The sequence below is a fragment of the Streptomyces sp. NPDC059718 genome, assembly GCF_042733315.1.
In the GTDB taxonomy this organism is placed as follows: domain Bacteria; phylum Actinomycetota; class Actinomycetes; order Streptomycetales; family Streptomycetaceae; genus Actinacidiphila.
Genome location: NZ_JBHWGA010000002.1, coordinates 142,009 through 167,064, shown reverse-complemented (window position 1 = coordinate 167,064; position 25,056 = coordinate 142,009). Strand labels below are relative to the sequence as shown.

Sequence of the window (25,056 nt, the reverse complement as noted above, 5' to 3'; positions counted from 1 at the left end):
CTGCTGGGGGGAGTGTTCGGCGACCTGGGGCACCCGGCCAGGGTAATCATCCACATGTAAGGGATGCAAGGTAATTCTGCCTCTTACTTCCGGCTGCGCAGGGTGATCTCCTCCGTGCCGTTTGTCGTGATCTTGGGCCGAGCGGGCAAGTTTTTCTTGTCCACAGCGGGTGGATGAAGAAAGCGCAGGTCAACCGCGTGATCATTGGGTGATTGTGTGCTTGTCCACCGCGCTGTCCCCCGCCCTGTACACAGCTGGAGCGGGCTTCTCCACAGGTAGGGGCGGTTCTTCAACAGGTCATCCCCAGCCCCTGTGGATAACCGTCTTGGCTGTGGGCCCCGCGGACCCCTACCGTGGGGCGTCGCCCGACGTGCCACAGGTGTGTCCGGGCGGCTGATTGTCAGAGCCGTGGCGTAGGAAATGGAACACGACGCAGCGGTCCGCGCCGGACGGGAGGAGGTGGCAGGGGGGTGAGCCAGCCCGAACCCGCGGACGACCACTGGGGGAGCGAGCCGCCGTTCCCGCCGGACGGTCCCGGCGACCGCCTGCCCGTCTCCCGCTTCCGCCGGAGGGACGAGCGGGACCGCGACGACGACCGCGGAGCGGCCGGCTTCGAACGCGTACCCCCGCAGGACCTGGACGCCGAGATGTCGGTGCTCGGCGGCATGCTGCTGTCCAAGGACGCCATCGCCGACGTCGTCGAGGTGCTCAAGGGCGCCGACTTCTACCGGCCCGCCCACGAGACCATCTACGCCGCGATCCTCGACCTCTACGCCCGCGGTGAGCCCGCCGACCCCATCACCGTCGCCGCCGAGCTGACCAAGCGCGGTGAGCTGGTGCGCGTGGGCGGGGCCCCCTACCTGCACAGCCTCGTCAACGCGGTGCCCACCGCCGCCAACGCCGAGTACTACGCGGAGATCGTGCACGAGCGCGCGGTCCTGCGCCGGCTCGTCGAGGCGGGCACGCGCATCACGCAGATGGGGTACGCCGCCGACGGCGACGTCGACGAGATCGTCAACTCCGCGCAGGCCGAGATCTACGCCGTCACCGAGCAGCGCACCAGCGAGGACTACCTCCCGCTCTCCGAGATCATGGAGGGCGCCCTCGACGAGATCGAGGCCATCGGCTCGCGCAGCGGCCAGATGTCCGGGGTGCCCACCGGCTTCGCCGACCTGGACTCCCTCACCAACGGCCTGCACCCGGGCCAGATGATCGTCATCGCCGCCCGTCCCGCGATGGGCAAGTCCACGCTCGCGCTGGACTTCGCCCGTGCCTGCTCGGTCACCAACGGCATGCCCAGCGTCTTCTTCTCCCTCGAAATGGGCCGCAACGAGATCGCGATGCGCCTGCTGTCCGCCGAGGCCCGGGTCGCCCTGCACCACATGCGCTCCGGCAACATGACCGACGACGACTGGACGCGACTGGCCCGCCGCATGCCCGACGTCTCCGCGGCGCCCCTCTACATCGACGACTCGCCGAACCTGTCGATGATGGAGATCCGGGCCAAGTGCCGCCGGCTCAAGCAGCGCAACGACCTCCGCCTGGTCGTCATCGACTACCTCCAGCTGATGCAGGCGGGCGGTTCGCGCCGGCCCGAGAGCCGTCAGCAGGAGGTCTCCGACATGTCCCGTAACCTCAAGCTCCTGGCGAAGGAGCTCGAGGTGCCGGTCATCGCGCTCTCCCAGCTGAACCGTGGCCCCGAACAGCGCACGGACAAGAAGCCCATGGTCAGCGACCTGCGTGAATCGGGCTCCATCGAGCAGGACGCGGACATGGTGATCCTGCTGCACCGCGAGGACGCCTACGAGAAGGAGTCCCCGCGCGCGGGCGAGGCCGACCTGATCGTCGCCAAGCACCGCAACGGCCCCACGGCCACCATCACCGTGGCCTTCCAGGGCCACTACTCGCGCTTCGTGGACATGGCCCAGACCTGAGCCGCCCGGGGCGGGGATCCGCCGTGCGACCTCCGCGCGGCCGGACGGCGGCTCAGCCCAGGGCCACCATCAGCGGTGCGTGGCGGCGGTGTTCGTCGCCGGGCAGGTCACGGTCACCGAGCACCATCAGGGTGTTGGGGAAGACGGGGGCCACGCCGTGCTCCGCGGCCCAGCCGTCCAGACCGCCCTGGGTGCCGGTGCGCAGGTCGAGGCGGACGGGTGTGCCCGCGTCGCTGGTGACCGCGGTGATCAGTCGCTTCGCCCCGGCCGTGCTCCCGGCGACGACGGGGCCCACGACCAGGGTGTCCGCGTTGAGCCAGGCCGAGGCGTAACCGGTCAGGACACCGTCCTCCTCGGCGACCAGGAGGAGTTCGGCGAACCGCGGCAGGTCGCGCAGAAGGGGGGAGCGGTCCGCGCCGAACACCTCGGCGTCGAGGGCGAGCAGGGCCGGCAGATCGGCTTCGGTGAAGGGCCGCGGTTGGGCGGCGCCGGGACGGTCGGGGGCGGGCGCGGGCGGGGCGAAGCGGCCGCGGTGCGTGACGACGGTGCCGACCGCCCGGAAGCCGAGCTTCTCGTAGAGGGGGCGGCCGCGGTCGGTGGCGTGCAGGGTGACGGTGTCGTCGCCCGCCTCGGCCAGGACGTGGGTCATGATGCGCCGCCCGAGGCCCTGCCCCTCGTACCGGGCCGCGACCAGGACCATGCTGACCGCCGCCAGGCCGCCCGCGTAGCGCGTCAGGACGGTGGTGGCGGCCAGGCCGTCGCCGTCGGGGGCGTCGATGCCGTAACCGGCGCCGTGGGTGAGCAGGAAGCGCCACTTGTGCTCCTCGGCGCCCCAGTCGCGGCTGACGGCCAGCGCGCTGCAGGCGGGGAGGTCGGCGGGGGTGAGGCGGCGCACGGGGGCCGTGGGGGATGTCATGCGGGCAGCGTGCCGTGGCGGCGGCGGGCGGCACCCATAGTTTTCCCCTATGGCCATCGGCCGGAGCCTGGCTATCCTCCGGGAGTGACGCTGACCTTGCCCGGCCTGCGGGCGTTCGTGGCGGTGGCGCGTACGGGCTCGTTCTCGGCGGCCGCGCGGCAGCTCGACGTACGGCAGCCCACGGTGAGCGAGTCGGTGCGCCGGCTGGAGGCAGCCGCGGGGCGGCCGTTGCTGGTGCGGAACCGCGAACGGGCCGAACTGACCGACCTGGGACGGCGGATCCTGGCCCACGCGGTGGCGGCGGTCGACGCCGCGGACGAACTCGAGGGGCTGCTGGACGGGTCGTCCCGGCCGTTCACCGTGGGCTTCCTGGGGGAGGCGGCGGCCGGCCGCACCCGGGAGCTGCTGGACCTGGTCCAGGCCCGCGCCCCGGACGACGTGCGGCTGCGGCGCTACGACTTCGACGACCCTTCCTGCGGGCTGCTGGACGGGCACTCCGACCTGGCCATCGTGTGGCCCCCGTTGGACGCCCCGGGACTGGGGATGGTGACCGTCTCCAGCGACCGGCGCTGCGTGGCGCTGCCCGCGACGGACCCGCTGGCCCGCAGGACCGAGGTCGCGCCCGATGAACTGGGCGGCAGGACCTGGGTGGTGCCGCGGACCGGGGACGCGGCCTACGCCGGCTTCCGCCATCCCTCGGCCGTGGGCGTCGCCCACGTGGCCGGGACCGTGCCTTCGGGGTCGCTGGAGGAGACGCTCGAACTCGTGGCGGCGGGGCGGGGTTGCGCACTGGCGAGCACGGCGACCGACGAGCACTACGCGCGGTCGAACGTGGTGATCGTGCCGCTGGCCGGGGACGTGCGCTGCACGGTCGCGCTGGCCTGGCGGGCGGCGGACCGCAGGCCCGCGGTCCGCGGGGCGGCGGAGGACGCCGCCCGGCTGTTCGGAGGGACGCCGCCGGGGACCGGCCGGGCGGCGGGTGACGAGGGAGGGACCGCGTGGGACGGCTGCACATCTTCGACATGGACGGGACGCTGATGCACGGCTCCTCGGCGAGCATGGAACTCGCCCGGGAGCTGGGGCTGGTGGCGGAGTTCCGCGAGCTGGAGCACGCGCTCGGACGGGGTCTGCTGGATCCGCCGGGCTACGCGGAGCGGGCGTACGAGCTGTGGCGGGCGCTCACCCCGGCGCAGGTGGCGGCGGCGTTCGAGGGCGCCCCGTGGCTGGCCGGGATACGGGAGGTGTGGGCGGACATCGCTGCCCGCGGGGAGCACTGCGCGGTGGTGTCGCTCTCCCCGGACTTCTTCGTGCGCCGGCTGTTGGAGTGGGGGGCGCACGCGGTGCGGGCGTCGGTCTTCCCGGAGGTCCCGTTCGGCCCGGCGGCGGGGCTGGACGTGGCGGGGATCCTGGTGCCGGAGACGAAGGTGACGGCGGCGGACGAGCTGTGCGCCCGGTACGGGGTCAGCCGCGCTGAGTGCGTGGCGTACGGGGACTCGCTGTCGGACACGGCGCTCTTCGCGGCGGTGCCGGTGTCGGTAGCGGTCAACGGGGACCACCACGTGAGCGGGTTGGCCCGCCATGCGTACACCGGGCGTGATTTGCGTGAAGCGTACGCGCTGGTCGTGGGCTGAATACGTGACGGTGGAACTGTGGTGATCGTCACGGGAATTGAGTGACGGTTGTGAAAGCAGTGACTCGGGGTAGGGTCGTCAGGGTTCCGCGGCAGCGGGGCTTCACATTCGGCTGAGCTTAACGGGATCGGCAACCGCGTTTCCCGTACTTCCGGCTATTTGTCCGGACGGCGTGAAGTCCTGGCAGGCTTTCCGCGCAGGATGTGTGGCCGATGTACGGACACCGACCGGGAGAAGCTCGAGGCGAAGCTGACCATGGACGCTCTGACCACGAACGCGGCCGAACCGGGAAAGGGAGCCGGGGCTGGGTCCTCCGGATGGTTCACGCCGCACACACCCCCTGACGGGCCGAGACCCCACCACGAGGGCGGGGGCGGCGAGCCGAGCCGCCCGGTACGGCCCATAAGGCCGGTGGGCACGGGAGCCGGGCGGAACACCGACCCCGGCCCGGCGCTGCCGCGGCCCGGCCCCCCGCAGGACGCGCCGGGGCCGCGGCACCACCCGGAGCCGCCGGACCGGCAGCCCCCGCCCCGGGCGGAGGCCCGGCCGCGGTCGCGGCAGCCGAGCGCGGACGCACTGCTCATCCGGCGGACGATGGAGGAGGTCGCGCCCGTAGCCGACAAGACGACGTCGTATTTCTATGCACTTTTGTTCATACGGCATCCGGAGTTGCGCGAACTCTTTCCGGCCGCGATGGACGCACAGCGCGACCGATTGTTGAAAGCGCTCCTCACCGCCGCGGAGCACATAGACGACCCCGAGATACTCACCGAATACCTGTCCCACCTGGGCCGCGGCCACCGGAAATACGGCACCCGGCCCGAGCACTATCCGGCCGTGGGGGAATGCCTGATCGGGGCGCTGACCCGGTACGCCTCGGCGGTCTGGAACGACGAGGTCGAGGCGGCCTGGGTGCGCGCCTACACGGCGATCTCGCAAATCATGATCGACGCGGCGGCGGCCGACGAGAGGCACGCGCCGCCCTGGTGGCAGGCGGAGATCGTCAGCCACGAACCGCGCACCTCCGACATCGCGGTGCTCAGCGTCCGCCCCGACCAGCCCTACCCCTTCCTCGCGGGCCAGTACACGACGCTGGAGACGCCCTGGTGGCCGCGGGTCTGGCGGCACTACTCCTTCGCCAGCGCCCCCCGCCCGGACGGCCTGCTGGTCTTCCACGTGAAGGCCGTGCCGGCCGGCTGGGTCAGCGGGGTGCTGGTGCATCGCGCGCGGCCCGGCGACGTGCTGCGACTCGGTCCTCCGGGCGGCTCCATGGTCGTGGACCACAGCACCGACAACGGACTGCTCTGCCTGGGCGGCGGCACCGGCATCGCCCCCATCAAGGCCCTGGTCGAGGACGTCGCCGAGCACGGCCGCCGTCGTGCCATGGACGTCTTCTACGGCGCCCGCAGCGACCACGACCTGTACGACCTGGACACCTTGGTGGGGCTCGCCCGGCGCCACCCCTGGCTCTCGGTGCGCCCCGTGGTCTCCCACGGCCGCGGCGAAGTGGGGCTGCACGGCCCGCTCCCCGAGATCGTGCGGCAGTACGGCCCCTGGCCCGAGTACGACGCGTACCTCAGCGGGCCGCCCGGGATGATCCGCAGCGGCGTCGACACCCTCGTGCGCAGCGGCATGCCCTCCCAGCGCATCCGGCACGACCTGATCGAGGAACTGGTCGCGGCCGGCGACTGAATCCGCTCCGCCCACGCCCCCCTGGGCCCCCACCACCCCCCCCCACAAGGAGAAACGTTGCCGCAGGAACGTCCCGGAAGCGCGGGAGAGCACCGTGTCCAGGAGGAGATGGGCACGGCCGACCGCGCGGACCGCTTCTACACCGAACAGGTGCTGGACCACCTCAACCCGCTGATGCGGGAGTTCACCGAGCGGCAGGAGATGTTCTTCCTGTCCACGGCGGACGCCCGGGGGGAGTGCGACAGCACCTTCAGGGCCGGCCCGCCCGGCTTCCTGACCGTCCTGGACGAGCGGACCCTGGTCTACCCCGAGTACCGGGGGAACGGCGTGATGGCCTCGCTGGGCAACATGCGCGAGAACCCGCACGTGGGCATCCTGATGCTCGACTTCACCCGGGACCGGATCGGACTGCACGTCAACGGCCGCGCGCGGGCGGTCCCGGACGGCGCGATGCGTGCCCTGCACCCCTCGCTCCCGGTGGACGCGGTGCCCGGCCGCAGGCCTCAGTTGTGGGTACGGGTGAGCGTCGTGGAGGCGTACGTCCACTGCTCGAAGCACATCCCGCGGATGGCGAAGGTGCCCCTGCAGGGCGGCCGGGCCTGGGGCACCGACGACGTGCGGCGCAAGGGCGGCGACCACTTCCGGGCGGCCGCCGACGCCGCGCACTCCCGCACCGCGCGGCCCGGCGGCGCGGGCCCGGGCTGGTTCGGCGTCTGAGGCCGCCCCGGGGCCGGCCGGGTCGGCCCGGGGTCAGCCGAGGTCGGCCCGGGGTCAGCCGAGGTCCGCCGAGAGCAGTCCCAGCACCCCTTCGATGTTGCCGTCCAGGTAGTGCCGCAGGGTCAGCGGAACGATCTCCACGGAGGCGAGCCCGACCCGGCTGAAGGGCACGCGGACCACGTCGTACGTCCCCGAGGGCTCGTCCACCTCGGGGCCGTGCCGCCGCGAGGGGTCCATGGAGGCCAGCCGGCACACGAAGAAGTGCTGCACCTTCACGCCGTGCGAGCCGTCCTCGCCGATGTGCTCGACGGTGTCGACGAAGGCCGGGACGACATCGGTGACCTTGGCGCCGAGCTCCTCGTCCAGCTCTCTGTGGAGCGCCTCGACGATGGTGGCGTCCTCGACCTCGACCCCGCCGCCGGGGGTGATCCAGTACGGGTGGAGCCCGGGCTTGGTGCGCTTGATGAGCACGAGGGAGTCGCCGTCGAGCAGGATGGCACGGGCGGTGCGCTTGACCACCGGCCGGGTGGCCGGGGCGGTCGGTGCACCGGGTGTGGCAGGTGCTTCGATGTCCGGGGGCATGCCTGAGATCTGCCGCGGCGCGGGAGGCGGCAAACGCCTCCGGGACGGCGAATCGGAACGCCGCGTTCTCGCGGAGGTCACCCGCCGTACGCCGGGCGCGCGGTCACCAGGCCGCGGAGGAGCGCATCAGCTGCTCGTGCACCCGCGCGATGTGCGGCAGCGCGAGCGTCCCGGCGCGCACCGAGACGAAGTACGTGCGCAGGGGTGGCACCGGCGGCTCCAGGAGCGCCTTGGCGGCGCCCGCCGTGATGGCCTCGCAGCACAGGTAGCGCGGCAGGACGGCCATGCCGACCCCGGCGACCACGCACTCCAGGACCGCCCTCAGGTCGGGCACGACCACGGCGGGGACGATGGCGGGGGTGGTGTCGAAGACCGCGGACCAGTAGTGGTCGATCAACGGCATGCCCTCGTCGTAGGAGATCACGGGGATCGCGTCGAGGACCTGTGCCCCGTGGGTGCGCACCGCGAGCGGGCCGCCGATCCGCTCCTGCCAGACGGGGGCGGCCACGAGTATCTGCTCCTCGTCCCACAGGGCGCTGGCGGTCAGCAGCCGGTCGCGCGGCCGGAGGGTGCCGATGGACAGGTCGTGGTGGCCCGCGGCGAGACCGGCCAGGGCCTCGTCCTCGCCGGCCAGCGCGATCCGCAGCTGCAGGCCCTCGGCGACCAGCGGGGCGAGGGCGGGAAGGGCGCGCAGGGAGGTGAAGGTGGGCGGCCCGGCGAGGTGCAGGGTGCGGTTGCCCGACTCCTCGTCGAGGTCCGCCTGGGTTATCTCCAGGAGGGCGTCGAGGTGCGGGGCCACCCGGTGGGCCAGGTCGTCCCCGACGGGGGTCGGGGCGACGCCGCGCGGCAGGCGCAGGAACAGGGGGCGGCCCACCTGCCGCTCCAGGCTGCGGATCTGGCTGGTGACGGCGGGCTGCGACAGTCCCAGCAGCTGGGCGGCCCTGGTGAAGGAGCCGGCCCGGTGCACGGTGACGAACGTGCGCAGCAGAGCCAGATCCATGGAACCGCTCCCTCCCAGCCACCGGTACGACCCCAACATATAAATATATCGATAGGTCTGTATCGCAACTGTGATTGGACACTGACGCAGAGTCAACTAGCCTTGTTCGAGCGGATCTCCGCGCGTAAAGCCAGGGTGGTCCGAGCCACGAGGGGGGAGGCTCGGGCCACCCATTCTGCGTAGGGCCCACTACGTAGATATATCTGTTCGAGATGAACGGACGGGGTCAGCGCGCGGCGGCGTCCAGGGCCTGCGTCACGTCCCTCAGGATGTCGGCCGCGTCCTCCACCCCGACCGAGAAGCGGACGAAGCCCTCGGGGACCGCGTCGCCGCCCCAGCGTGCCCTGCGTTCCGCGGTGCTGGTCACGCTTCCGAAGCTGGTGGCCTCGGTCGTCAGCAGCAGTTCGGACAGGAAGCGCTCGGCGTGCTCCTTGTCGGGCAGCGTGAAGGACACGACGCTGCCGAACCGGGTCATCTGCGCGGTCGCGACGGCGTGCGCCGGGTCGTCCACCAGACCCGGGTGACGGACGTCGGTCACCTCGGGGCGCCGGCGCAGCGCGGCGGCGAGCTCCAGGGCGTTGGCGGCCTGCTTGTCCACCCGCAGCGCGAGCGTGGACAGCGAACGGTGGGCCAGCCAGGCCTCCATGGGACCGGGGATCGCGCCGACGGTCTTGCGCCACATCCGCACCCCGGCGGCGAGTTCGGGCCGACGGGTGGTCACGTAGCCCAGCAGCAGGTCGCCGTGGCCGGACAGCGCCTTGGTGCCGCTCGCCACCGAGAAGTCCGCGCCCAGGTCCAGCGGACGCTGGCCGAGCGGGGTCGCGAGGGTGTTGTCGACCGCCACGAGCGCGCCCGCGGCGTGCGCGGCGTCGGCCAGCCGGCGGATGTCGCACACGTCCAGGCCGGGGTTGGACGGCGTCTCGATCCACAGCAGCCGGGCGCCCTCCAGCACCTTCAGCTGGGCGTCGCCCGCGGTGGGCGCCAGGCGCACCGAGACCCCGTAGTCCTCCAGGCGGCCCTGGAGGGTGCGGGTCGCCTGGTAGCAGTCGGAGGGCAGCACCACGGTGTCGCCGGAACGCACCTGCGAGAACAGCACGGAGGAGATGGCGCCCATGCCCGAGGAGAAGGCCAGCGTCTGCGCGGGGACGTCCGGGGACTCCAGGGCGGAGATCGCCTCCTCCAGCCGGGTCCAGGTGGGGTTCTCGTCACGGCCGTAGGTGTACGGGCCGGTGACGTCGCCCGGCAGGTGGAAGTGCGCGGCGAACACCGGGCCGGGCAGCGCCGGCTCGTGCGGCCGGGCCGGCGGGCGGCCCGCGTGCACACTGCGGGTGCTGTCCCCGGGTCTGCTCTCGTACTCCGTCATCGCCCTCTCCTCGCTCTCCCCGTCTTCGCGAACGTACAGGCGGAAGATACCGGTGTACGGGCCAACGAACACGGCCGTCCGCTAGGCGGACGCGAGGGCCTCACGGGCGGCCCGGCCCGCGGCGGCCCCGTAGCCCGCCCCGAACAGGACGGCGTGCACCAGCAGGGGGTGCAATTGGTGCAGCGGCACCCGTTCCCGGCGGCCGGGCAGCGGCCGGACCTCCTCGTACGCGGCGAGCACCCGCTCCAGGTGCGGGCAGCCGAACAGCTCCAGCATCGCCAGGTCGGCCTCGGGATGCCCGCCCTGCGCCGCCGGGTCGACGACGCGGGCGCGGCCGTCGGCGGCGTACAGGACGTTGCCGGACCACAGGTCGCCGTGGATCACCGCGGGCGGCTGCGGGGGGCCGCCGATCCGCGGCAGCGCCTCGCAGACCCGCTCGACCGCGCGGACGTCGGCCGGGACGAGGGCCCCGTCGTCGGCGGCCTGCCGCAGGAAGGGCAGCAGCCGCCGGCCGGCGTGGAAGGAGGGCCAGTCCCCGCAGGAGCCGGACGCCTGCCCGGAGCCGGGCGACGGCAGGGGGAGCGAACCGATGTAGGCGGGGTGCGCGGTCCCGTACCCCGGGGCGGGGACCCGGTGGAGGGCGGCGAGTTCACGGCCCAGGCGCTCGGCGGCGGCCGGGGTGGCCGGTCCGGGCTCGACCCACTCCAGGACGAGCGTGCGGTCGTCGGCGGCGAGCACCTCCGGTACGGCGACCGTGCCCGTCCCGCCCAGCAGCCGCAGGCCCGCGGCCTCGGCGGCGAAGAAGCCCGGCGGCGCGTCCGCGAGGGTCTTGGCGAAGACCGTGCCGCCCGAGCGGCGCCGCAGCCGTACCGCCCGGCAGATGGAGCCGCCGCCCACCGTGCCGAGCTCGGTCACCGGCTCGCCCAGCAGGGCGGCGACCCGGTCCGCGAGTCCGGCAGGGCGGGTCACGGCGTGGGCGCGGGCTCGCCGAGGGCGTCGCGTACGGCCTCCAGCAGGCCGTCGGCGGCGGCCTCGCACATCCCCAGGCACTCCTCGAAGCCGCCGATGTCCCCGTAGTAGGGGTCGGGCACGTCCAGGCCGCGGCCGTCCGCACCGGCGTCCGCACCGGGGTCGTAGGAGCGCAGCAGCCGTACCTTGGCGGCGTCCTCCGCGGTCGGCGCCAGCCGGCGCAGGTCCCGCAGGTGGCCGGAGTCGAGGGCGATCACCAGGTCGAGCCCGGCGAACCACTCGGGCTGGAACTGGCGCGCGATGTGCTCGTGCCCGTACCCGGCCGCGCGGAGCACGGCCACGGTGCGGTGGTCGGCGCCGTCGCCCTCGTGCCAGGAGCCGGTTCCCGCGCTGTCCGCGACGACCAGGGCGCCGAGTCCGGCCTCCTCGACACGGGCGCGGAAGACGGACTCGGCCATCGGCGAACGGCAGATGTTGCCGGTGCACACGAAGCACACCCGCAGCGGGGTGCGAGAGGACGGAGCGCTCATGGGCTCCATGATGCAGCCCCGGGGGTCAGTCCTCGTCCGGCAGGACCATGTTCAGGGCCCAGGAGACGATGCTGATGATCAGGCCGCCGAGGAACGCCGCCCAGAAGCCCTCGACGTGGAAGTCCAGGTCGAGCTTGCCGGAGATCCAGGAGGTGAGCAGCAGCATCAGGGCGTTGACGATCAGCGTGAACAACCCGAGGGTGAGCACGAGCAGGGGCAGTGAGAGCAGTTTCACCAGCGGCTTCACCAGCCAGTTGACCACGCCGAAGACCAGGGCGACGAGGATGAGGGTGAGGGCCTTGTGCGCGGTGTCGTCACCGGTGAGCGTGATGTTGCCCACGAGCCAGATGGCCACCAGCAGGGCCCCGGCGTTCGCGAGCGTCTTGACGACGAAGTTCATCATGGCTGAGATCGTCGCAGAAGTGATCCCACAGGCACAGGGGCGAGAGGGAGCGGGTAAGTGAAGGTGTTCCGGCTGGACGACCTGGAGGCCGAGCGGGCCGCCAACGAGGGCGCGTACCTCGGCTTCCTGCGCGAGCGGAACATGTCCGCCGGGCTGTACGCCCTGCGGGCCGGGGAGCTCGACCCGCAGAAACCGCACGCGCAGGACGAGATCTACCTGGTCGTGAGCGGCCGGGCGCTGATCACCGTGGGGGAGGAGACGACGCACGTCGCGCGCGGCAGCGTGGTCTACGTCCCGGCCGGGACGCCGCACCGCTTCCACCACGTCACCGAGGACCTGAACGTCATGGTCGTCTTCTCGCCCCCCGAGGCGTGAGGGCCTTCGCCCCCGGGTTCCCGTAGGGGGAGGGTCAGGGACGGATGGGGACCGCGAGGCCTCCGCAGGGGGCCGTCGCGGCCCTAGCCTGGGGAGCGGAAGGACGACAAGGAGGAGGAAACGGTGAAGCTCTTCGAGGGCCTGCCCTGGTGGGTCAAGTGGGTCGCGGTGCCCGTGATCGCGATCGTGGTCTTCGGCGGCATGATCGCCAGCGCGATCGGGTTCCTGTTCTGGCTGCTGTTCAAGGTGCTGGTCTTCGTGGCACTGGTCGGCGGCCTGGTGTACGTGGTCAAGAAGTTCACCTCGTCCTCGTCCGACTCCCGCGACAAGTGGTGACCCCCGTGGGGCCCGGTCACCGGGCCCCACGGGAGGTGCGCCGCTCAGTCCTGGAGCCGCACGCGCTCCGGGCTCCGCGGCGCCGCACCGTTCGGTGAGGCGTCGCCGCCGGCGCCGGTCGCGCCGTTCATCTGGGCGAGCAGCTGACGGGCCAGGCCCAGGCCCGTACCACCCATGGTCAGCGCCTTGGCGAACATCTCCGACATCCCGTCGGCGCCGTTCAGCAGCACCATGTGGTCCACGTTGCCGAAGGCCTCGGCGCCCGCCCGGACGATCTCCGGCCAGTTCTCGGCCAGCTGCTGGGCGACGACCGCCTCCTGGTTCTCCGCCAGGGCCGCGGCCCGCGCCTTGATCGACTCGGCCTCGGCCAGGCCCTTGGCCTTCGCCGCCTCGGCCTCCGCCAGACCCCGCGCCTGCGTCGCGGCGGCCTCGGCCTCACCTGTGGCCCGGGTGGCGGCTGCGGTCGCCTCACCGCCGATCCTGGTCTGCTCCGCCTGCGCCGCCGCGGCCGTCTTGACGCGGTTCGCCTCGGCGATGGCGGCCAGTTCCGTCTCGCGGGCCTTCGCCTCGGCCGCCGAGATGCGCGCGTCGCGCTCGGCCTCCGCCAGCGTCCGCTTCTCGTACGCGGAGGCGTCCGCCGGCTTGCGGACGTCCGCCTGCAGCTGCTGCTCGCGCCGCTGCGCCTCCAGTTCGGCGACCCGGGTCTCCTGGACGACGACCTCCTGCCGGGCCGCCGCCTCCGCGAGCGGGCCCGCCTGCCGGGAGGACGCGGTGGCCTTGTCCCGCTCGGCCATGTAACCGGCCTGCAGGATCTGGCTGTCCCGGGTCGCCTCCGCCATGCGGGCCGCGGCCTGCTGCTCGGCCTCGGTGGCCAGCCGGTCCGCCTCCGCCTGCGCGATGCGCGCGTCACGCTGCACGGCCGCGGCGTGCGGAGCGGCCAGGTTGTTGATGTAACCGGTCGGGTCGACGATCTCGTGGATCTGCAGCGAGTCGATGATCAGACCGAGCTTCTCCATCTCCGAGCCCGAGGCGGCCCGGGTCTCGGCGGTGAGCCGCTCGCGGTCCCGGATCATCTGCTCCACCGTCAGCCCGCCCACGATGGAGCGCAGATGACCGGCGAAGACGTTGTGCACCCGCTCGGGCATGAACTTCTGCTGGTCCAGGAACCGTCGTGCCGCGTTGGCGATGGAGACCATGTCGTCGCCGACCTTGAAGATGACCACGCCGTGCACCTTCAGCGGGATGCCCTGCTGGGTGACGCAGTCCACGTTCAGCTCGGCCTCGTTGAGGTCGAGCGAGAGCCTGCGCACCGCCTGCACGCCGGGCAGGACCAAGGTCCCCCGCCCCGTGACGATGCGGAATCCCATGCCCTCCCCCACACCGTCCGTACGGTGCTTGGAACCCGAGATGACCAGTGCCTCGTTGGGCTCGGCGACCCGCCACATGAGCCGGAACAGGCCGATCAGGATGATGACCGCGACGAGCGCCCCGCCCGCCGCAACGCCGATCAGCATCGGCATACGCCCCCTTACGAATGGCCCCGATCGGGGCCGCGTACGGGAGTGTGCGCCTGTGGGTGACGGTCCGGTAGGTCCTGGCGGATCCTTGTCGCTTTCTTGACGTGGAGCGGAGCGCTCCGCTCAGCCGTACGCGGGCGCCACGTACACGGTGCGCGGCGGCAGGTGCTCCACCACCACCACGACCGTGCCCTTCTCGATGCGCTCCCCGGCGGTCGCCGGGTACGCCAGGAACGCCTCCGCACCGCCCCGCACGTGCACGATCACCTCGCCGACCAGCCCCGGCCCGACCGTCCCGGTCACCCGGCCCTGCAGTCCGACCACGTCCCCCGCCCCTCCCCGCTCACTTGGCGCGGCGCCGGTGCCCGCGACCGGTGCCCGTGGGAACAGTGTCGCCGCTGCCCCGGTCCGCCGACACCACCAGTGCGGCCAGTGCCGTCGTCAACGGCACCGCCACCACCAGGCCGATGCTGCCCACCAGGGTGCGCACGATCTCCTCGGCGACCAGTTCGCTGCCCGCCACCGCCAGCACCCCGCGCTCCGCGATGGAGAAGAGCAGCAGCAGCGGCAGCGCCGCACCCGCGTACGCCAGCACCAGGGTGTTGACGACCGAGGCGATGTGGTCGCGGCCGATGCGCATCGCCGCCGAGTACAACTGCCGCGGGCCGGCCGACGGGTTCGCCTCCCGCAGTTCCCACACGGCCGAGGTCTGGGTGACCGTCACGTCGTCCAGGACGCCCAGCGAACCGATGATGATGCCGGCCAGCAGCAGACCGCGGATCTCGATGTCCGGGTAGAGGGAGTGGATCAGCCCGGTCTCGTCCGAGGTGTTGCCGCTGAGCAGCGCCCAGTCGATGAAGACCGAGCCCAGGACACCGATCAGCAGCAGCGAGCACAAGGTGCCCAGGACCGCCACCGAGGTGCGGGCGCTCAGGCCGTGGCACATGTAGAGCGCGATCAGCATGATGGCGCTGCCGCCGACCACCGCCACCAGGAGCGGATTGCTGCCGTGCAGGATCGCCGGGAGGATGAACAGCGTCAGCACGGCGAAGCTGATGACCAGTGCGGCCAGCGCCAGGATCCCGCGCAGCCGCCCGACCACGACCACCACCGCGGCGAAGATCCCGGCCAGCAGCCACAGGGGGAACGCCCGGTCGAGGTCGGTCACCGAGTACTGCAGTTCGCGCGGCGCCTGGGGCGCGTACGCCAGCAGCACCTTCTGGTCCTTCGTGTAGTGCCGGGTCTGGGTCGGCTGCACGATCTCGGTGAAGGTGCGGCCCGCGTCCTTGCCCGAGGTGACCTCGATGGTCGCGCGCTGGCAGACCGCCGGACCGGACGGCGCCGCCGACGGCCCGGGGGAGGGAGCGGCGCCGGCGCCCGGTTCGGCGTTGACCTCCGAGCACTTGACGTCCTCGACCTTCACCACCCGTCCGGACTGCGTCTGCTGGTCGAAGCCGACGCCGGTGCGGTCGTGCTCCGGCACACCGCCCGGCCACAGCACCACCAGGCCGGCCACGACGGCCGCGACGAAGGGGACGAGGACTGCGGCGATGACCTTGCGCAGGTGCCGGGAGACCGGCGGCACCGGGCCGTGACCGTGTCCGTGACCATGGCCGTGCGCGTGCGGGTGAGTGGAGTCCACCACCCGATCATCGCAACACCCCCTGGTGTGCGTCAGCGAGGACCCGCTAGCGTTGAGGCACCTTTGCAAACGCGGGAGCTCGGAGCACCGGGCTGAGAGGGCGCTGACCGGCCGAGGGGCCACCAGCTGCGCCGACCGCTGAACCTGTTACCGGGTAATGCCGGCGTAGGGAGTGGGTCTCATGACCATGCAGGATGCACGCGCGCGCGAAATCGGCTGGCACAAGGGGTACGTGACCGGGTCCCGCCCGGACATCGCGGTCCCCGTCCGCCGGGTGCACCTGACCACCGGCCGGGACGTGACGCTGTACGACACCTCCGGCCCGTACACCGACCCGAACGTCACCACCGACGTCCGCCGCGGCCTCCCGCCGCTGCGGGAGAACTGGATCGTCGCCCGCGGCGACACCGAGGAGTACCCCGGCCGCCCCGTCCGCCCCGAGGACGACGGCGTCAAGCACACCTCACCGCGCGGCGGTCTGCGCAACCTGGACGCCGTCTTCCCCGGCCGCCCGCGCCTCCCCCGGCGCGGCCGGCCGGGGCAGCCGGTGACCCAGCTGGCGTACGCGCGGCGGGGCGAGTTGACCCCGGAGATGGAGTACGTCGCGCTCCGCGAGGGCGTCTCCCCCGAGGTCGTCCGCGAGGAGATCGCGGCGGGACGCGCCGTCCTGCCCGCGAACGTCAACCACCCGGAGATCGAGCCGATGGTCATCGGCAAGCGGTTCCTGGTGAAGGTCAACGCCAACATCGGCAACTCGGCCGTCACCTCCTCCATCGAGGAGGAGGTGGACAAGATGACCTGGGCCACCCGCTGGGGCGCCGACACGGTCATGGACCTCTCCACCGGCCGCAACATCCACACCACACGCGAGTGGGTGCTGCGCAACTCCCCCGTCCCCATCGGCACCGTCCCCCTCTACCAGGCCCTGGAGAAGGTCGACGGCAAGGCCGAGGAACTGACCTGGGAGATCTACAAGGACACCGTCATCGAGCAGGCCGAGCAGGGCGTCGACTACATGACCGTCCACGCCGGCGTGCTGCTGCGGTACGTCCCGCTGACCGCGCGCCGCAAGACGGGCATCGTCTCCCGCGGCGGGTCGATCATGGCGGCCTGGTGCCTGGCGCACCACCAGGAGAGCTTCCTCTACGAGAACTTCGAGGAGCTCTGCGAGATCCTCGCCGCCTACGACGTCACCTACTCCCTGGGCGACGGCCTGCGTCCCGGCTCCATCGCGGACGCCAACGACGAGGCCCAGTTCGCGGAGCTGCGCACGCTCGGCGAACTCAACACCGTCGCCAAGCGGCACGGCGTGCAGACGATGATCGAGGGGCCGGGGCACGTCCCCATGCACAAGATCAAGGAGAACATCGACCTCCAGCAGGAGATCTGCGAGGAGGCGCCGTTCTACACCCTCGGCCCGCTCACCACCGACATCGCGCCCGCCTACGACCACATCACCTCCGGCATCGGCGCCGCGATGATCGCCTGGTGGGGCACGGCGATGCTCTGCTACGTCACTCCCAAGGAGCACCTGGGCCTGCCCGACCGCGACGACGTCAAGACCGGCGTCATCACCTACAAGATCGCCGCCCACGCCGCCGACCTCGCCAAGGGCCACCCCGGCGCACAGGAGTGGGACGACGCCCTGTCCGACGCCCGTTTCGAGTTCCGCTGGGAGGACCAGTTCAACCTGGCCCTCGACCCGGACACGGCGCGGGCCTTCCACGACGAGACGCTGCCTGCGGAGCCGGCCAAGACCGCGCACTTCTGCTCCATGTGCGGGCCGAAGTTCTGCTCCATGCGGATCTCCCAGGACATCCGCCGCCAACACGGCGGCACGCCCGAGGAGATCGAGGCCGGCATGGCGGAGAAGTCCCGCGAGTTCGCCGCCTCCGGCAACCGCGTCTACCTGCCGATCGCCGACTGACCCGGCTGACCCGGCTGACCCGGCTGATCCGGCCCCTGCCGGGGCGACCCGTGACGCCCCGTGGCGCGCGGGCCCGCCCCGGCGTGGCAGGGTCCGTCCCGTCAGTCCGGGGTGTGGTCCGGGCCGCCGAAGTCGGGGCTGGAGAAGTCGGGGCTGGTGAAGTCCGGGCTGGTGAAGCGGTCCCCGGGTTCGGGGGACGACTCGGGGCCGGGGCTGGTGAAGTCGGGGCGGGAGTAGCCGAGGCGCGGCATCCGGGAGGTGCCGCCGCCGGGGCTCGCGGTGGGGGCGGTCGGGGCGGCTCCGGCGGCCTTGGTGAGGGCCTCGTCGAGGAACGGCTGCAGCCCCCGCTCCACCAGGGCCCGGCGCCAAAGCTCGCGGGCGAGCGCCACGTCCCGTGACGCGTCGTCGGGAGGGTCGTGGAGGGCGGTCGAGCCGTTGCGCAGCGCGGTGAGCAGCAGTCCGACCATGCCGATGACGATGCCGCAGGCGGCGACGGCCGCGAAGAGCCAGCCGGCCTGCCGCAGTGGCTGGGCGATCGCCGGTTCGGGGTGCCCGAAGCGCAGGGCGTACCCGAGCACGAGGAAGATGACGGCGGCCGTGCCCGCCAGGATCGGCGTGAGCACGGCGACGACGGCGAACAGCCCGGCCCCCGAGCCGTCGGCGGCGACCGGGGCCGCCGCGGCCGCGTAGCCGAGGCCCGGCACGGCCGCGGTGCGTGCCTCGCGGCGTTGCTCCGCGAAGGCCTCGCGGACCTTGACGAACTGCTCGTACTCGGGCGCGGCGCAGGCGGAGATGGGCTCGGCCGCGTTGAGCGCCATGGTGCGCAACTGCTCGGCGTTGAGGCGGTTCCGCGTGTCGGCGAGGGCGGCCCGCGTCCCCTCCGAGTGCAGAGCCGTGTCGAGGGCGCGCTCGAACTCCGGGCGGTCCTCGGTCAGCAGGTGTGGAGCGCTGTTCATGTGCATCCCCCGATGCTCCGTCTCCGGTGCCGCCCGGAGTTCACGAAGGACTGAGGTCCGGTCCGGCTGGGCGGAAGCGGAGGAGAAGCTGCCTACGGATATCCCGATGGTAGAGCGCGGAGGTGACGCGGTGACAGAGTGTTTCCGGAAAATGGGGGTTTCGGGGACTACAACGGCAGCTGTGCGACCAGGAGTTTGCCGTCCATGGTCACTCCGCCGTCCATGGCCACCGCCAGGTCGTCCGCGTACACGTGCGGTCCCTCGATGACGGCGGACCGGTCCGGCTGTTCGGCGCCGAGCTCCCCGCCGGGTTCGCCGAGCAGGTACGGGATGGGGCTGTGGCCGTGCACGACGCGGTGGCCGCCGTAGGTGTCGAGCAGTTCGCGGGCGGCCTCCGGCCCCGACTCGCCGCGGAAGGCGAAGCGCCGGGTGAACTTGCGGAACAGTTCCCAGCACTCGTCGGCGTCGCCGCGCTGCAGGATGCCGGTGACGGCGTCGTTCATCGCGTCGATGGTGCCGCCGTACTCCAGGTACGCGGTGGTGTCGGAGTGCAGCAGCAGGTGGCCGTCGGTGAGGGCGGCCGCGTCGAGCCGGGACATCCAGGCGACGTGGTGGTCCTGCAGCCGCTCCATGTCGGTGGTCTGGCCGCCGTTGAGGCGCCAGGCGGCGAGGAAGGAGGCGGTGCCGGCGGCGGAGTTCACCGGGGTGTCGCCGAAGCGGTGGGCGCCGAGCAGCAGCAGTTCGTGGTTGCCCATGAGGGCCCTGGTGTAGCCGCCGGCGGCGGCGGCCTCCGCGGACAGCTGCATGACGAGCTCGATCACGCCGATGCCGTCGGGGCCGCGGTCGGTGAAGTCGCCGAGGAACCACAGGCGGGCGTTGCCGGCCGCCCAGTGGCCCTCGGAGTCGATCAGCCCGGTCGCGTACAGGGCCTCGTGCAGCCGGTCCAGGTAGCCGTGGACGTCGCCGACGACGTAGAGCGGGCCCAGCGCCTGGGGGTCGGTCGCGGTGACCACCGGGAGGTCGTGCTGCGTGGGTGTGTACTCCGGCGGCATCATCCGCTCGTCGATCATGGTCGGTTCGTGTCCGGCCGGGTAGCCGGGTGGGGCCCCGACGGCATCGGCGGGGTGCGCCGACGGCGTCATGGGCGCACCGTGCGCCACCGCCTCCGCGGGGTCCTGAGACCAGCCGTACGAGGTACCGGGCATGGGTCCCTGACCTGCCCCCTGAGTCATCGACCCCTCCACCGTCGCGCCACCATCCGCCCATCATAGGAATGACGATGTCGTGGCGTGACACACCTGCTGATAGCGATTTCATCCGGTGCGGACAAATCCGCACGGGGCGGACCGTTCCCGCCCCGGAGGCACCGGTTCCTATTCCCCCGCGGGCCCGCGGGGCGGGCTGACGGTGGTGCGCGGCGAGCGCCGCTGGGAGGAGGTGCGGACGATCAGGTCGGTCGGCATGACCTGCTGCACCGGGCGGCCCGCGTCCACCCCTTCGATGGCGTCGATGAGCAACTGGACGACCGCGGTGCCGATCCGGCCCGGTTTGAGGGAGAGCGTGGTGATCGGGGGCTCGGTCGTCGCGTAGACCATGCTCTCGCTGCAGCAGACGAGCAGGAGGTCGTCGGGCACGCGCAGCCCGTAGCGGCGGGCGGCGGCGAGCAGGTCGGTGCCGTTGGGGTCGAAGAGGCCGTAGACCGCGTCGGGGCGGTCGGGCCGCGCGAGCAGGCGGTCGGCAGCGACGGCCCCGGCGCACGGGTCGTGGGCGGGGTAGGCCTCGACGACGGGTTCCTGGCCGATCCGCTCGCACCAGTTGAGGTAGGCGGTGGTGGACAGGCGGGTGTAGGTGTCGGTGCTGGTGCCGGTGAGCAGGCCGATCCTGCGGGCCCCGGCCTCGGCGAGGTGCTCCAGGATGCCGAGCACGGCGGCCTCGTGGTCGTTGTCGACCCAGGCCTGTACGGGCAGGCTGCCGGCCGGACGGCCGTCGCTGACCACGGGGATGCCCTGCCGCACCAGCTCGGTGACCATCGGGTCGTGGTCGGAGGGGTCGATCACCACCGTGCCGTCCAGCGCGACGTTGCTCCACACGTCGTGCCGCGAGGAGGCGGGCAGGATGACCAGGGCGTAGCCGCGGGCGAGCGCGGCGGAGGTGGCGGCCCGGGCCATCTCGGCGAAGTAGGCGAACTCCGTGAAGGTGAAGGGTTCTTCGCCGTACGTCGTCACGGTCAGGCCGATCAGCCCCGACCTCCCGGTGCGCAGCGTGCGGGCGGCGGCGGAGGGGCGGTACCCCAGCCGGTCGGCGACCTCACGGACGTGACGGCGGGTGGCGTCGGGCAGTCGGCCCTTGCCGTTGAGCGCGTCGGAGACAGTGGTGATCGAGACGCCGGCCGCGGCGGCCACGTCCCTGATGCCGGCCCGCTCCAGCCGGCGTCCGACGGGCCGGCTCGCCTGGTGGTTCCCTGCTGCTGTCATGGCGTGGTGATAGTAGGGGTCGGGTGGTCCTTTCGCGGGGTGCCGGAGAAGGCGTTGACAGATACGTTTCCCCGCACACGCTGCCGGGCGTGGCCGGGAAAGCGCAGGTGGCGGCGGGTGGCTACCGCGGGTTACGGGTCCGTCACGGGGCCCTGCCCGCCCCGTCCCCCGCGGTGTGCACGTCCATCAACTCACCCCTTCGAGGGATGCGCGCCACCGCGCGCGCCACCGGCGCGCAGTGCGTCGCACCGCCTGCTGCGTCCGTCGCGAGCCCCTGCCGCGCGCCCGTGGGCCGCAGGGCCTCCCCCGGCCGGGCGGCCGCTCGTATGGTGTGGGGCATGAGCCCCAAACTGCGCCGCGAACTGGACGGCATCCCCACGTACAAGCCGGGCAGACCCCCGGCCGTGGAAGAGGGAGTGACCGCTTACAAGCTGTCCTCCAACGAGAACCCCTACGCGCCGCTGCCCGGTGTCCTGGAGGCGGCCACCGCCGCCGCGGAGAACTTCAACCGCTACCCGGACATGGCGTGCACGGTCCTCCACGGCGAGCTGGCGCACCGCTTCGGCGTGCCGGTGGAGCACATCGCCACCGGCACCGGCTCGGTCGGGGTCGCGCAGCAGCTGCTGCAGTCGACCGCCGGACCGGGTGACGAGGTCATCTACGCCTGGCGGTCCTTCGAGGCCTATCCGATCATCACGCAGATCAGCGGAGCGGCCTCGGTGCCGGTGCCGCTGGACGCGGACGAGACCCACGACCTGGACGCGATGGCCGGGGCGATCACCGACCGGACGCGGCTGGTCTTCGTCTGCAACCCCAACAACCCCACCGGCACGGTGGTCCGCCGGGCCGCGCTGGAGCGCTTCCTGGACCGCGTCCCCTCTGACGTGCTGGTCGTGCTGGACGAGGCGTACAAGGAGTTCATCCGCGATCCCGAGGTCCCGGACGGCGTCGAGGTCTACCGCGACCGTCCCAACGTGGCGGTGCTGCGCACCTTCTCCAAGGCGTACGGGCTCGCCGGGCTGCGCGTGGGGTTCGCGATCGCGCACGAGCCGGTCGCGGCGGCGCTGCGCAAGACGGCCGTCCCCTTCGGGGTGAGCCAGCTCGCCCAGGACGCGGCGGTGGCCTCGCTGCGCGCGGAGGCGGCGCTGCTGGAGCGGGTCGACGCGCTGGTGACCGAGCGGGCCCGGGTGTTCGACGGGCTGACGGCGCAGGGCTGGACGGTGCCCGAGACCCACGCCAACTTCGTGTGGCTGCGGCTGGGGGAGCGCACGGGCGACTTCGCCGCGGCCTGTGAGCGCGCCGGCGTCACCGTCCGTCCGTTCGCGGGGGAGGGCGTGCGGATCACGGTCGGCGAGGACGCCGCCAACGACGTCCTGCTCCGTACGGCCGAGGCCTTCCGCAAGGAGCTGTAGCCGCCCCCGCGTGGCGTCCCGGGTTCCGCGGGGCGTCGTGGTTCGGCCCTTTTCGCCCCCTCCCACCCCCCGGTGTGAGGGGGCGAAAACGTGTGCGGCATACTGAGCTTGTGAATGCGTTCACTTTCACAAGCTCGGCAAGATAGGAGGCGTGGCGTGGACCTGGCACTGGACTCCGTGGCCGTCGCGCGATGGCAATTCGGCATCACGACCGTCTACCACTACCTCTTCGTCCCCCTCACGATCTCCCTCGCCGCGCTGACCGCGGGCCTCCAGACGGCCTGGGTGCGCACGGGCAAGGAGAAGTACCTCCGGGCGACCAAGTTCTGGGGCAAGCTCTTCCTGATCAACATCGCCATGGGCGTGGCCACCGGCCTGGTCCAGGAGTTCCAGTTCGGCATGAACTGGTCGGACTACTCGCGCTTCGTCGGCGACGTGTTCGGCGCCCCGCTCGCCTTCGAGTCGCTCATCGCGTTCTTCTTCGAGTCCACCTTCATCGGCCTGTGGATCTTCGGCTGGGACAAGCTCCCGCAGAAGATCCACCTGGCCTGCATCTGGCTGGTCTCGCTGGGCACGATCGCGTCCGCGTACTTCATCCTCGCCGCCAACTCCTGGATGCAGCATCCGGTCGGCTACCGCTACAACAAGGTCACCGGCCGCGCCGAGCTGACGGACTTCTGGGCCGTGCTCACCCAGAACACCACCCTCGTCGTGGTCTTCCACACACTGACCGCGGCCTTCCTGACCGGCGCCGCCTTCATGATCGGCATCTCGGCCTACCACCTGGCCCGCCGCAGGCACGTCGCGGTCATGAGGACCTCGCTGCGCCTCGCCCTGGTCACCGCCGTCGTCGCCGGCCTGCTCACCGCGATCAGCGGCGACCGGCTGGGCAAGGTCATGTACGAGCAGCAGCCCATGAAGATGGCCGCCGCCGAGGCCCTGTGGGACGGCGAGTCCCCGGCCCCGTTCTCGATCTTCGCGTACGGCGACGTCGAGAAGGGCCACAACACCGTGGCCGTCGAGGTCCCCGGCCTGCTGTCCTTCCTCGCCCACGACGACTTCAGCTCCTACGTCCCCGGCATCAACGACGTCAACAAGGCCGAGCAGGAGAAGTACGGCCCCGGCGACTACCGGCCCAACGTCCCGGTCGCCTACTGGGGCTTCCGCTGGATGATCGGCTTCGGCATGACCTCCTTCGCGGTCGGCCTGGCGGGACTCTGGCTCACCCGCCGCAGGTTCTGGCTCGCCGAGGACCGGCGCACCGCCGACGACGAGCCACCGCACCTGATGCTCACCAGGAACACCGCCCTGTCCCCGGCCCTGTCCCGCTGGTACTGGCGGATCGGGCTGCTCACCATGGGCTTCCCGCTGATCGCCAACTCCTGGGGCTGGATCTTCACCGAGAACGGCCGCCAGCCGTGGGTCGTGTACGGGCTGCTGCGCACCGAGGACGCGGTCTCCCCCGGCGTCTCCACCGCCGAGATGCTGACCTCGCTGATCGTCCTCACCGCGCTCTACGCCGTCCTCGCCGTCGTCGAGGTCAAGCTCCTGGTCAAGTACGCCAAGGCCGGGCCGCCCGAGCTCACCGAGGCCGACCTCAATCCCCCCACGAAGATCGGCGGCGACGCCGACCGCCCGATGGCCTTCTCGTACTAGGGAGAGACGGCATGCACCTCCACGACGTCTGGTTCGTCATCATCGCGGTCCTGTGGACCGGCTACTTCTTCCTCGAGGGCTTCGACTTCGGCATCGGCGTCCTCACCCGGTTGCTCGCCCGCGACCGCCCCGAACGGCGGGTGCTGATCAACACCATCGGCCCGGTCTGGGACGGCAACGAGGTCTGGCTGATCACCGCCGGCGGCGCCACCTTCGCCGCCTTCCCCGAGTGGTACGCCACCCTCTTCTCGGGCTTCTACCTGCCGCTGCTGGTGATCCTGCTCTGCCTGATCGTCCGGGTCGTGGCCTTCGAGTACCGCGCCAAGCGCAGCACCGAGCGCTGGCAGACCGGCTGGGAACAGGCCATCTTCTGGACCTCCCTGCTCCCCGCCTTCCTGTGGGGCGTGGCGTTCGCCAACATCGTGCACGGGGTGGACATCGACGCCTCTGGCGAGTACACCGGCGGGGTCCTGGACCTGCTCGGCCCCCACGCCCTGCTCGGCGGACTCGTCACGCTCAGCCTCTTCACCTTCCACGGCGCGGTCTTCGCGGCGCTGAAGACCCTCGGTGACATCCGCGACCGCGCCCGCCGCTTCGCCACAAGGGCCGGAGCGGTCACCGCCGTGCTCGCGGTCGCCTTCCTGGCCTGGACGCAGGGCAGCGGCGGGAACGCGGCGAGCCTGGCGGCCGCGGCCGTCGCCGTGCTCGCGCTGCTCGCCGCGTTGGGCGCCAACCTGAGGGGCCGCGAGGGCTGGGCGTTCACCTTCTCCGGGGTCACCGTCACCGCCGTGGTGGCGATGTTCTTCCTGGTGCTCTTCCCGGACGTCATGCCCTCCACGCTGGACCCGGCGTGGAGCCTGACGGTGGAGAACGCCTCCTCGACCCCGTACACGCTGAAGATCATGACCTGGTGCGCCGCGATCGCGGCCCCGCTGGTCGTGCTCTACCAGGCCTGGACGTACTGGGTGTTCCGCAGGCGGATCGGCACCCAGCACATCGCCGAAGCGCACTGAGGAGCTGTTTC

General features: G+C 72.1%; 24 protein-coding genes. 11 read left to right on the top strand and 13 right to left on the bottom strand.

Annotated features, from left to right (window positions below; genetic code table 11):
* Positions 1 to 470: 470 nt before the first annotated feature.
* A complete protein-coding gene (dnaB, locus tag ACFV3E_RS03260; protein WP_500533114.1) occupies positions 471 to 1,934 on the top strand; it encodes a replicative DNA helicase in 1,464 nt (487 codons plus the stop codon).
* Positions 1,935 to 1,986: 52 nt separating this feature from the next.
* On the opposite strand, the gene ACFV3E_RS03255 is transcribed toward dnaB, so the two are convergent.
* Positions 1,987 to 2,850, bottom strand: coding sequence for a GNAT family N-acetyltransferase (locus ACFV3E_RS03255; protein WP_500533113.1), 864 nt, complete (start codon positions 2,848 to 2,850; stop codon positions 1,987 to 1,989).
* Between the two features lie 84 nt (positions 2,851 to 2,934).
* On the opposite strand from ACFV3E_RS03255, the gene ACFV3E_RS03250 reads away from it, so the two are divergent.
* From ACFV3E_RS03250 to ACFV3E_RS03235, 4 genes are all read left to right on the top strand, one after another.
* Positions 2,935 to 3,888: a LysR family transcriptional regulator gene (locus ACFV3E_RS03250; RefSeq protein WP_500533112.1), complete on the top strand. Its 954-nt coding sequence runs from the start codon at positions 2,935 to 2,937 to the stop codon at positions 3,886 to 3,888.
* The gene (locus ACFV3E_RS03245) at positions 3,849 to 4,481 is read left to right on the top strand and encodes an HAD family hydrolase (RefSeq protein ID WP_500533111.1); all 633 of its coding nucleotides are present in this window, start codon (positions 3,849 to 3,851) and stop codon (positions 4,479 to 4,481) included. Before ACFV3E_RS03250 ends, ACFV3E_RS03245 begins: the two co-directional genes overlap by 40 nt.
* Before the next feature lie 255 nt (positions 4,482 to 4,736).
* Positions 4,737 to 6,173 carry a globin domain-containing protein gene (locus ACFV3E_RS03240; protein WP_500533110.1) on the top strand — a complete coding sequence of 479 codons (1,437 nt, stop codon included), beginning with the start codon at positions 4,737 to 4,739 and terminating at the stop codon, positions 6,171 to 6,173.
* Between the two features lie 57 nt (positions 6,174 to 6,230).
* Positions 6,231 to 6,890: a pyridoxamine 5'-phosphate oxidase family protein gene (locus tag ACFV3E_RS03235; RefSeq protein WP_500367941.1), complete on the top strand. Its 660-nt coding sequence runs from the start codon at positions 6,231 to 6,233 to the stop codon at positions 6,888 to 6,890.
* 54 nt (positions 6,891 to 6,944) lie between these two features.
* On the opposite strand, the gene ACFV3E_RS03230 is transcribed toward ACFV3E_RS03235, so the two are convergent.
* From ACFV3E_RS03230 to ACFV3E_RS03205, 6 genes are all read right to left on the bottom strand, one after another.
* Entirely contained in the window at positions 6,945 to 7,472 is a 528-nt protein-coding gene (locus ACFV3E_RS03230) for an NUDIX domain-containing protein (protein ID WP_500533109.1), read from the bottom strand.
* A 103-nt stretch (positions 7,473 to 7,575) separates the two neighbouring features.
* The gene (locus ACFV3E_RS03225; protein WP_500533108.1) at positions 7,576 to 8,472 is read right to left on the bottom strand and encodes a LysR family transcriptional regulator; all 897 of its coding nucleotides are present in this window, start codon (positions 8,470 to 8,472) and stop codon (positions 7,576 to 7,578) included.
* A gap of 226 nt (positions 8,473 to 8,698) precedes the next feature.
* Positions 8,699 to 9,835, bottom strand: coding sequence for a cystathionine gamma-lyase (locus ACFV3E_RS03220; RefSeq protein WP_500367937.1), 1,137 nt, complete (start codon positions 9,833 to 9,835; stop codon positions 8,699 to 8,701).
* A gap of 81 nt (positions 9,836 to 9,916) precedes the next feature.
* Complete coding sequence (locus tag ACFV3E_RS03215; RefSeq protein ID WP_500533107.1) at positions 9,917 to 10,804, bottom strand: fructosamine kinase family protein; 888 nt, start codon at positions 10,802 to 10,804, stop codon at positions 9,917 to 9,919.
* A complete protein-coding gene (locus ACFV3E_RS03210) occupies positions 10,801 to 11,334 on the bottom strand; it encodes a low molecular weight protein-tyrosine-phosphatase (RefSeq protein ID WP_500367933.1) in 534 nt (177 codons plus the stop codon). The genes ACFV3E_RS03215 and ACFV3E_RS03210 overlap by 4 nt, the downstream gene beginning before the upstream one ends.
* 25 nt (positions 11,335 to 11,359) lie before the next feature.
* On the bottom strand, positions 11,360 to 11,737 hold the full coding sequence (locus tag ACFV3E_RS03205; protein ID WP_499512924.1) for a phage holin family protein: 378 nt from the start codon (positions 11,735 to 11,737) through the stop codon (positions 11,360 to 11,362).
* 57 nt (positions 11,738 to 11,794) lie between these two features.
* Between ACFV3E_RS03205 and ACFV3E_RS03200 the strand changes: the two genes are divergently transcribed.
* Entirely contained in the window at positions 11,795 to 12,112 is a 318-nt protein-coding gene (locus tag ACFV3E_RS03200) for a cupin domain-containing protein (RefSeq protein WP_499512925.1), read from the top strand.
* Between the two features lie 123 nt (positions 12,113 to 12,235).
* Complete coding sequence (locus ACFV3E_RS03195) at positions 12,236 to 12,448, top strand: DUF5326 family protein (protein ID WP_018558186.1); 213 nt, start codon at positions 12,236 to 12,238, stop codon at positions 12,446 to 12,448.
* Between the two features lie 44 nt (positions 12,449 to 12,492).
* Here ACFV3E_RS03195 and ACFV3E_RS03190 read toward each other — a convergent pair whose 3' ends face one another.
* The 3 genes from ACFV3E_RS03190 to ACFV3E_RS03180 all read right to left on the bottom strand — a co-directional run bounded on the left by ACFV3E_RS03190 (position 12,493) and on the right by ACFV3E_RS03180 (position 15,607).
* Positions 12,493 to 13,968 (bottom strand): flotillin family protein, encoded by a 1,476-nt coding sequence (locus tag ACFV3E_RS03190; protein ID WP_500533106.1) that lies wholly within the window; start codon positions 13,966 to 13,968, stop codon positions 12,493 to 12,495.
* Between the two features lie 120 nt (positions 13,969 to 14,088).
* On the bottom strand, positions 14,089 to 14,289 hold the full coding sequence (locus tag ACFV3E_RS03185; RefSeq protein WP_018558188.1) for an NfeD C-terminal domain-containing protein: 201 nt from the start codon (positions 14,287 to 14,289) through the stop codon (positions 14,089 to 14,091).
* Positions 14,290 to 14,308: 19 nt separating this feature from the next.
* A complete protein-coding gene (locus ACFV3E_RS03180; RefSeq protein WP_500367929.1) occupies positions 14,309 to 15,607 on the bottom strand; it encodes a YibE/F family protein in 1,299 nt (432 codons plus the stop codon).
* A 181-nt stretch (positions 15,608 to 15,788) separates the two neighbouring features.
* On the opposite strand from ACFV3E_RS03180, the gene thiC reads away from it, so the two are divergent.
* The gene (thiC, locus tag ACFV3E_RS03175; protein ID WP_500533105.1) at positions 15,789 to 17,534 is read left to right on the top strand and encodes a phosphomethylpyrimidine synthase ThiC; all 1,746 of its coding nucleotides are present in this window, start codon (positions 15,789 to 15,791) and stop codon (positions 17,532 to 17,534) included.
* 101 nt (positions 17,535 to 17,635) lie between these two features.
* Here thiC and ACFV3E_RS03170 read toward each other — a convergent pair whose 3' ends face one another.
* The 3 genes from ACFV3E_RS03170 to ACFV3E_RS03160 form a co-directional block, all read right to left on the bottom strand.
* Positions 17,636 to 18,496: a hypothetical protein gene (locus tag ACFV3E_RS03170; RefSeq protein WP_500533104.1), complete on the bottom strand. Its 861-nt coding sequence runs from the start codon at positions 18,494 to 18,496 to the stop codon at positions 17,636 to 17,638.
* A gap of 161 nt (positions 18,497 to 18,657) precedes the next feature.
* Positions 18,658 to 19,695, bottom strand: coding sequence for a metallophosphoesterase (locus tag ACFV3E_RS03165; protein WP_500533103.1), 1,038 nt, complete (start codon positions 19,693 to 19,695; stop codon positions 18,658 to 18,660).
* A gap of 168 nt (positions 19,696 to 19,863) precedes the next feature.
* Positions 19,864 to 20,964: a LacI family DNA-binding transcriptional regulator gene (locus tag ACFV3E_RS03160; RefSeq protein ID WP_500367921.1), complete on the bottom strand. Its 1,101-nt coding sequence runs from the start codon at positions 20,962 to 20,964 to the stop codon at positions 19,864 to 19,866.
* Positions 20,965 to 21,302: 338 nt separating this feature from the next.
* Between ACFV3E_RS03160 and hisC the strand changes: the two genes are divergently transcribed.
* The 3 genes from hisC to cydB all read left to right on the top strand — a co-directional run bounded on the left by hisC (position 21,303) and on the right by cydB (position 25,045).
* On the top strand, positions 21,303 to 22,376 hold the full coding sequence (gene hisC, locus ACFV3E_RS03155) for a histidinol-phosphate transaminase (protein WP_500533102.1): 1,074 nt from the start codon (positions 21,303 to 21,305) through the stop codon (positions 22,374 to 22,376).
* Positions 22,377 to 22,532: 156 nt separating this feature from the next.
* Positions 22,533 to 24,032, top strand: coding sequence for a cytochrome ubiquinol oxidase subunit I (locus ACFV3E_RS03150; protein WP_500533101.1), 1,500 nt, complete (start codon positions 22,533 to 22,535; stop codon positions 24,030 to 24,032).
* Between the two features lie 11 nt (positions 24,033 to 24,043).
* Positions 24,044 to 25,045, top strand: coding sequence for a cytochrome d ubiquinol oxidase subunit II (cydB, locus tag ACFV3E_RS03145; protein ID WP_500533100.1), 1,002 nt, complete (start codon positions 24,044 to 24,046; stop codon positions 25,043 to 25,045).
* Positions 25,046 to 25,056 lie beyond the last annotated feature (11 nt).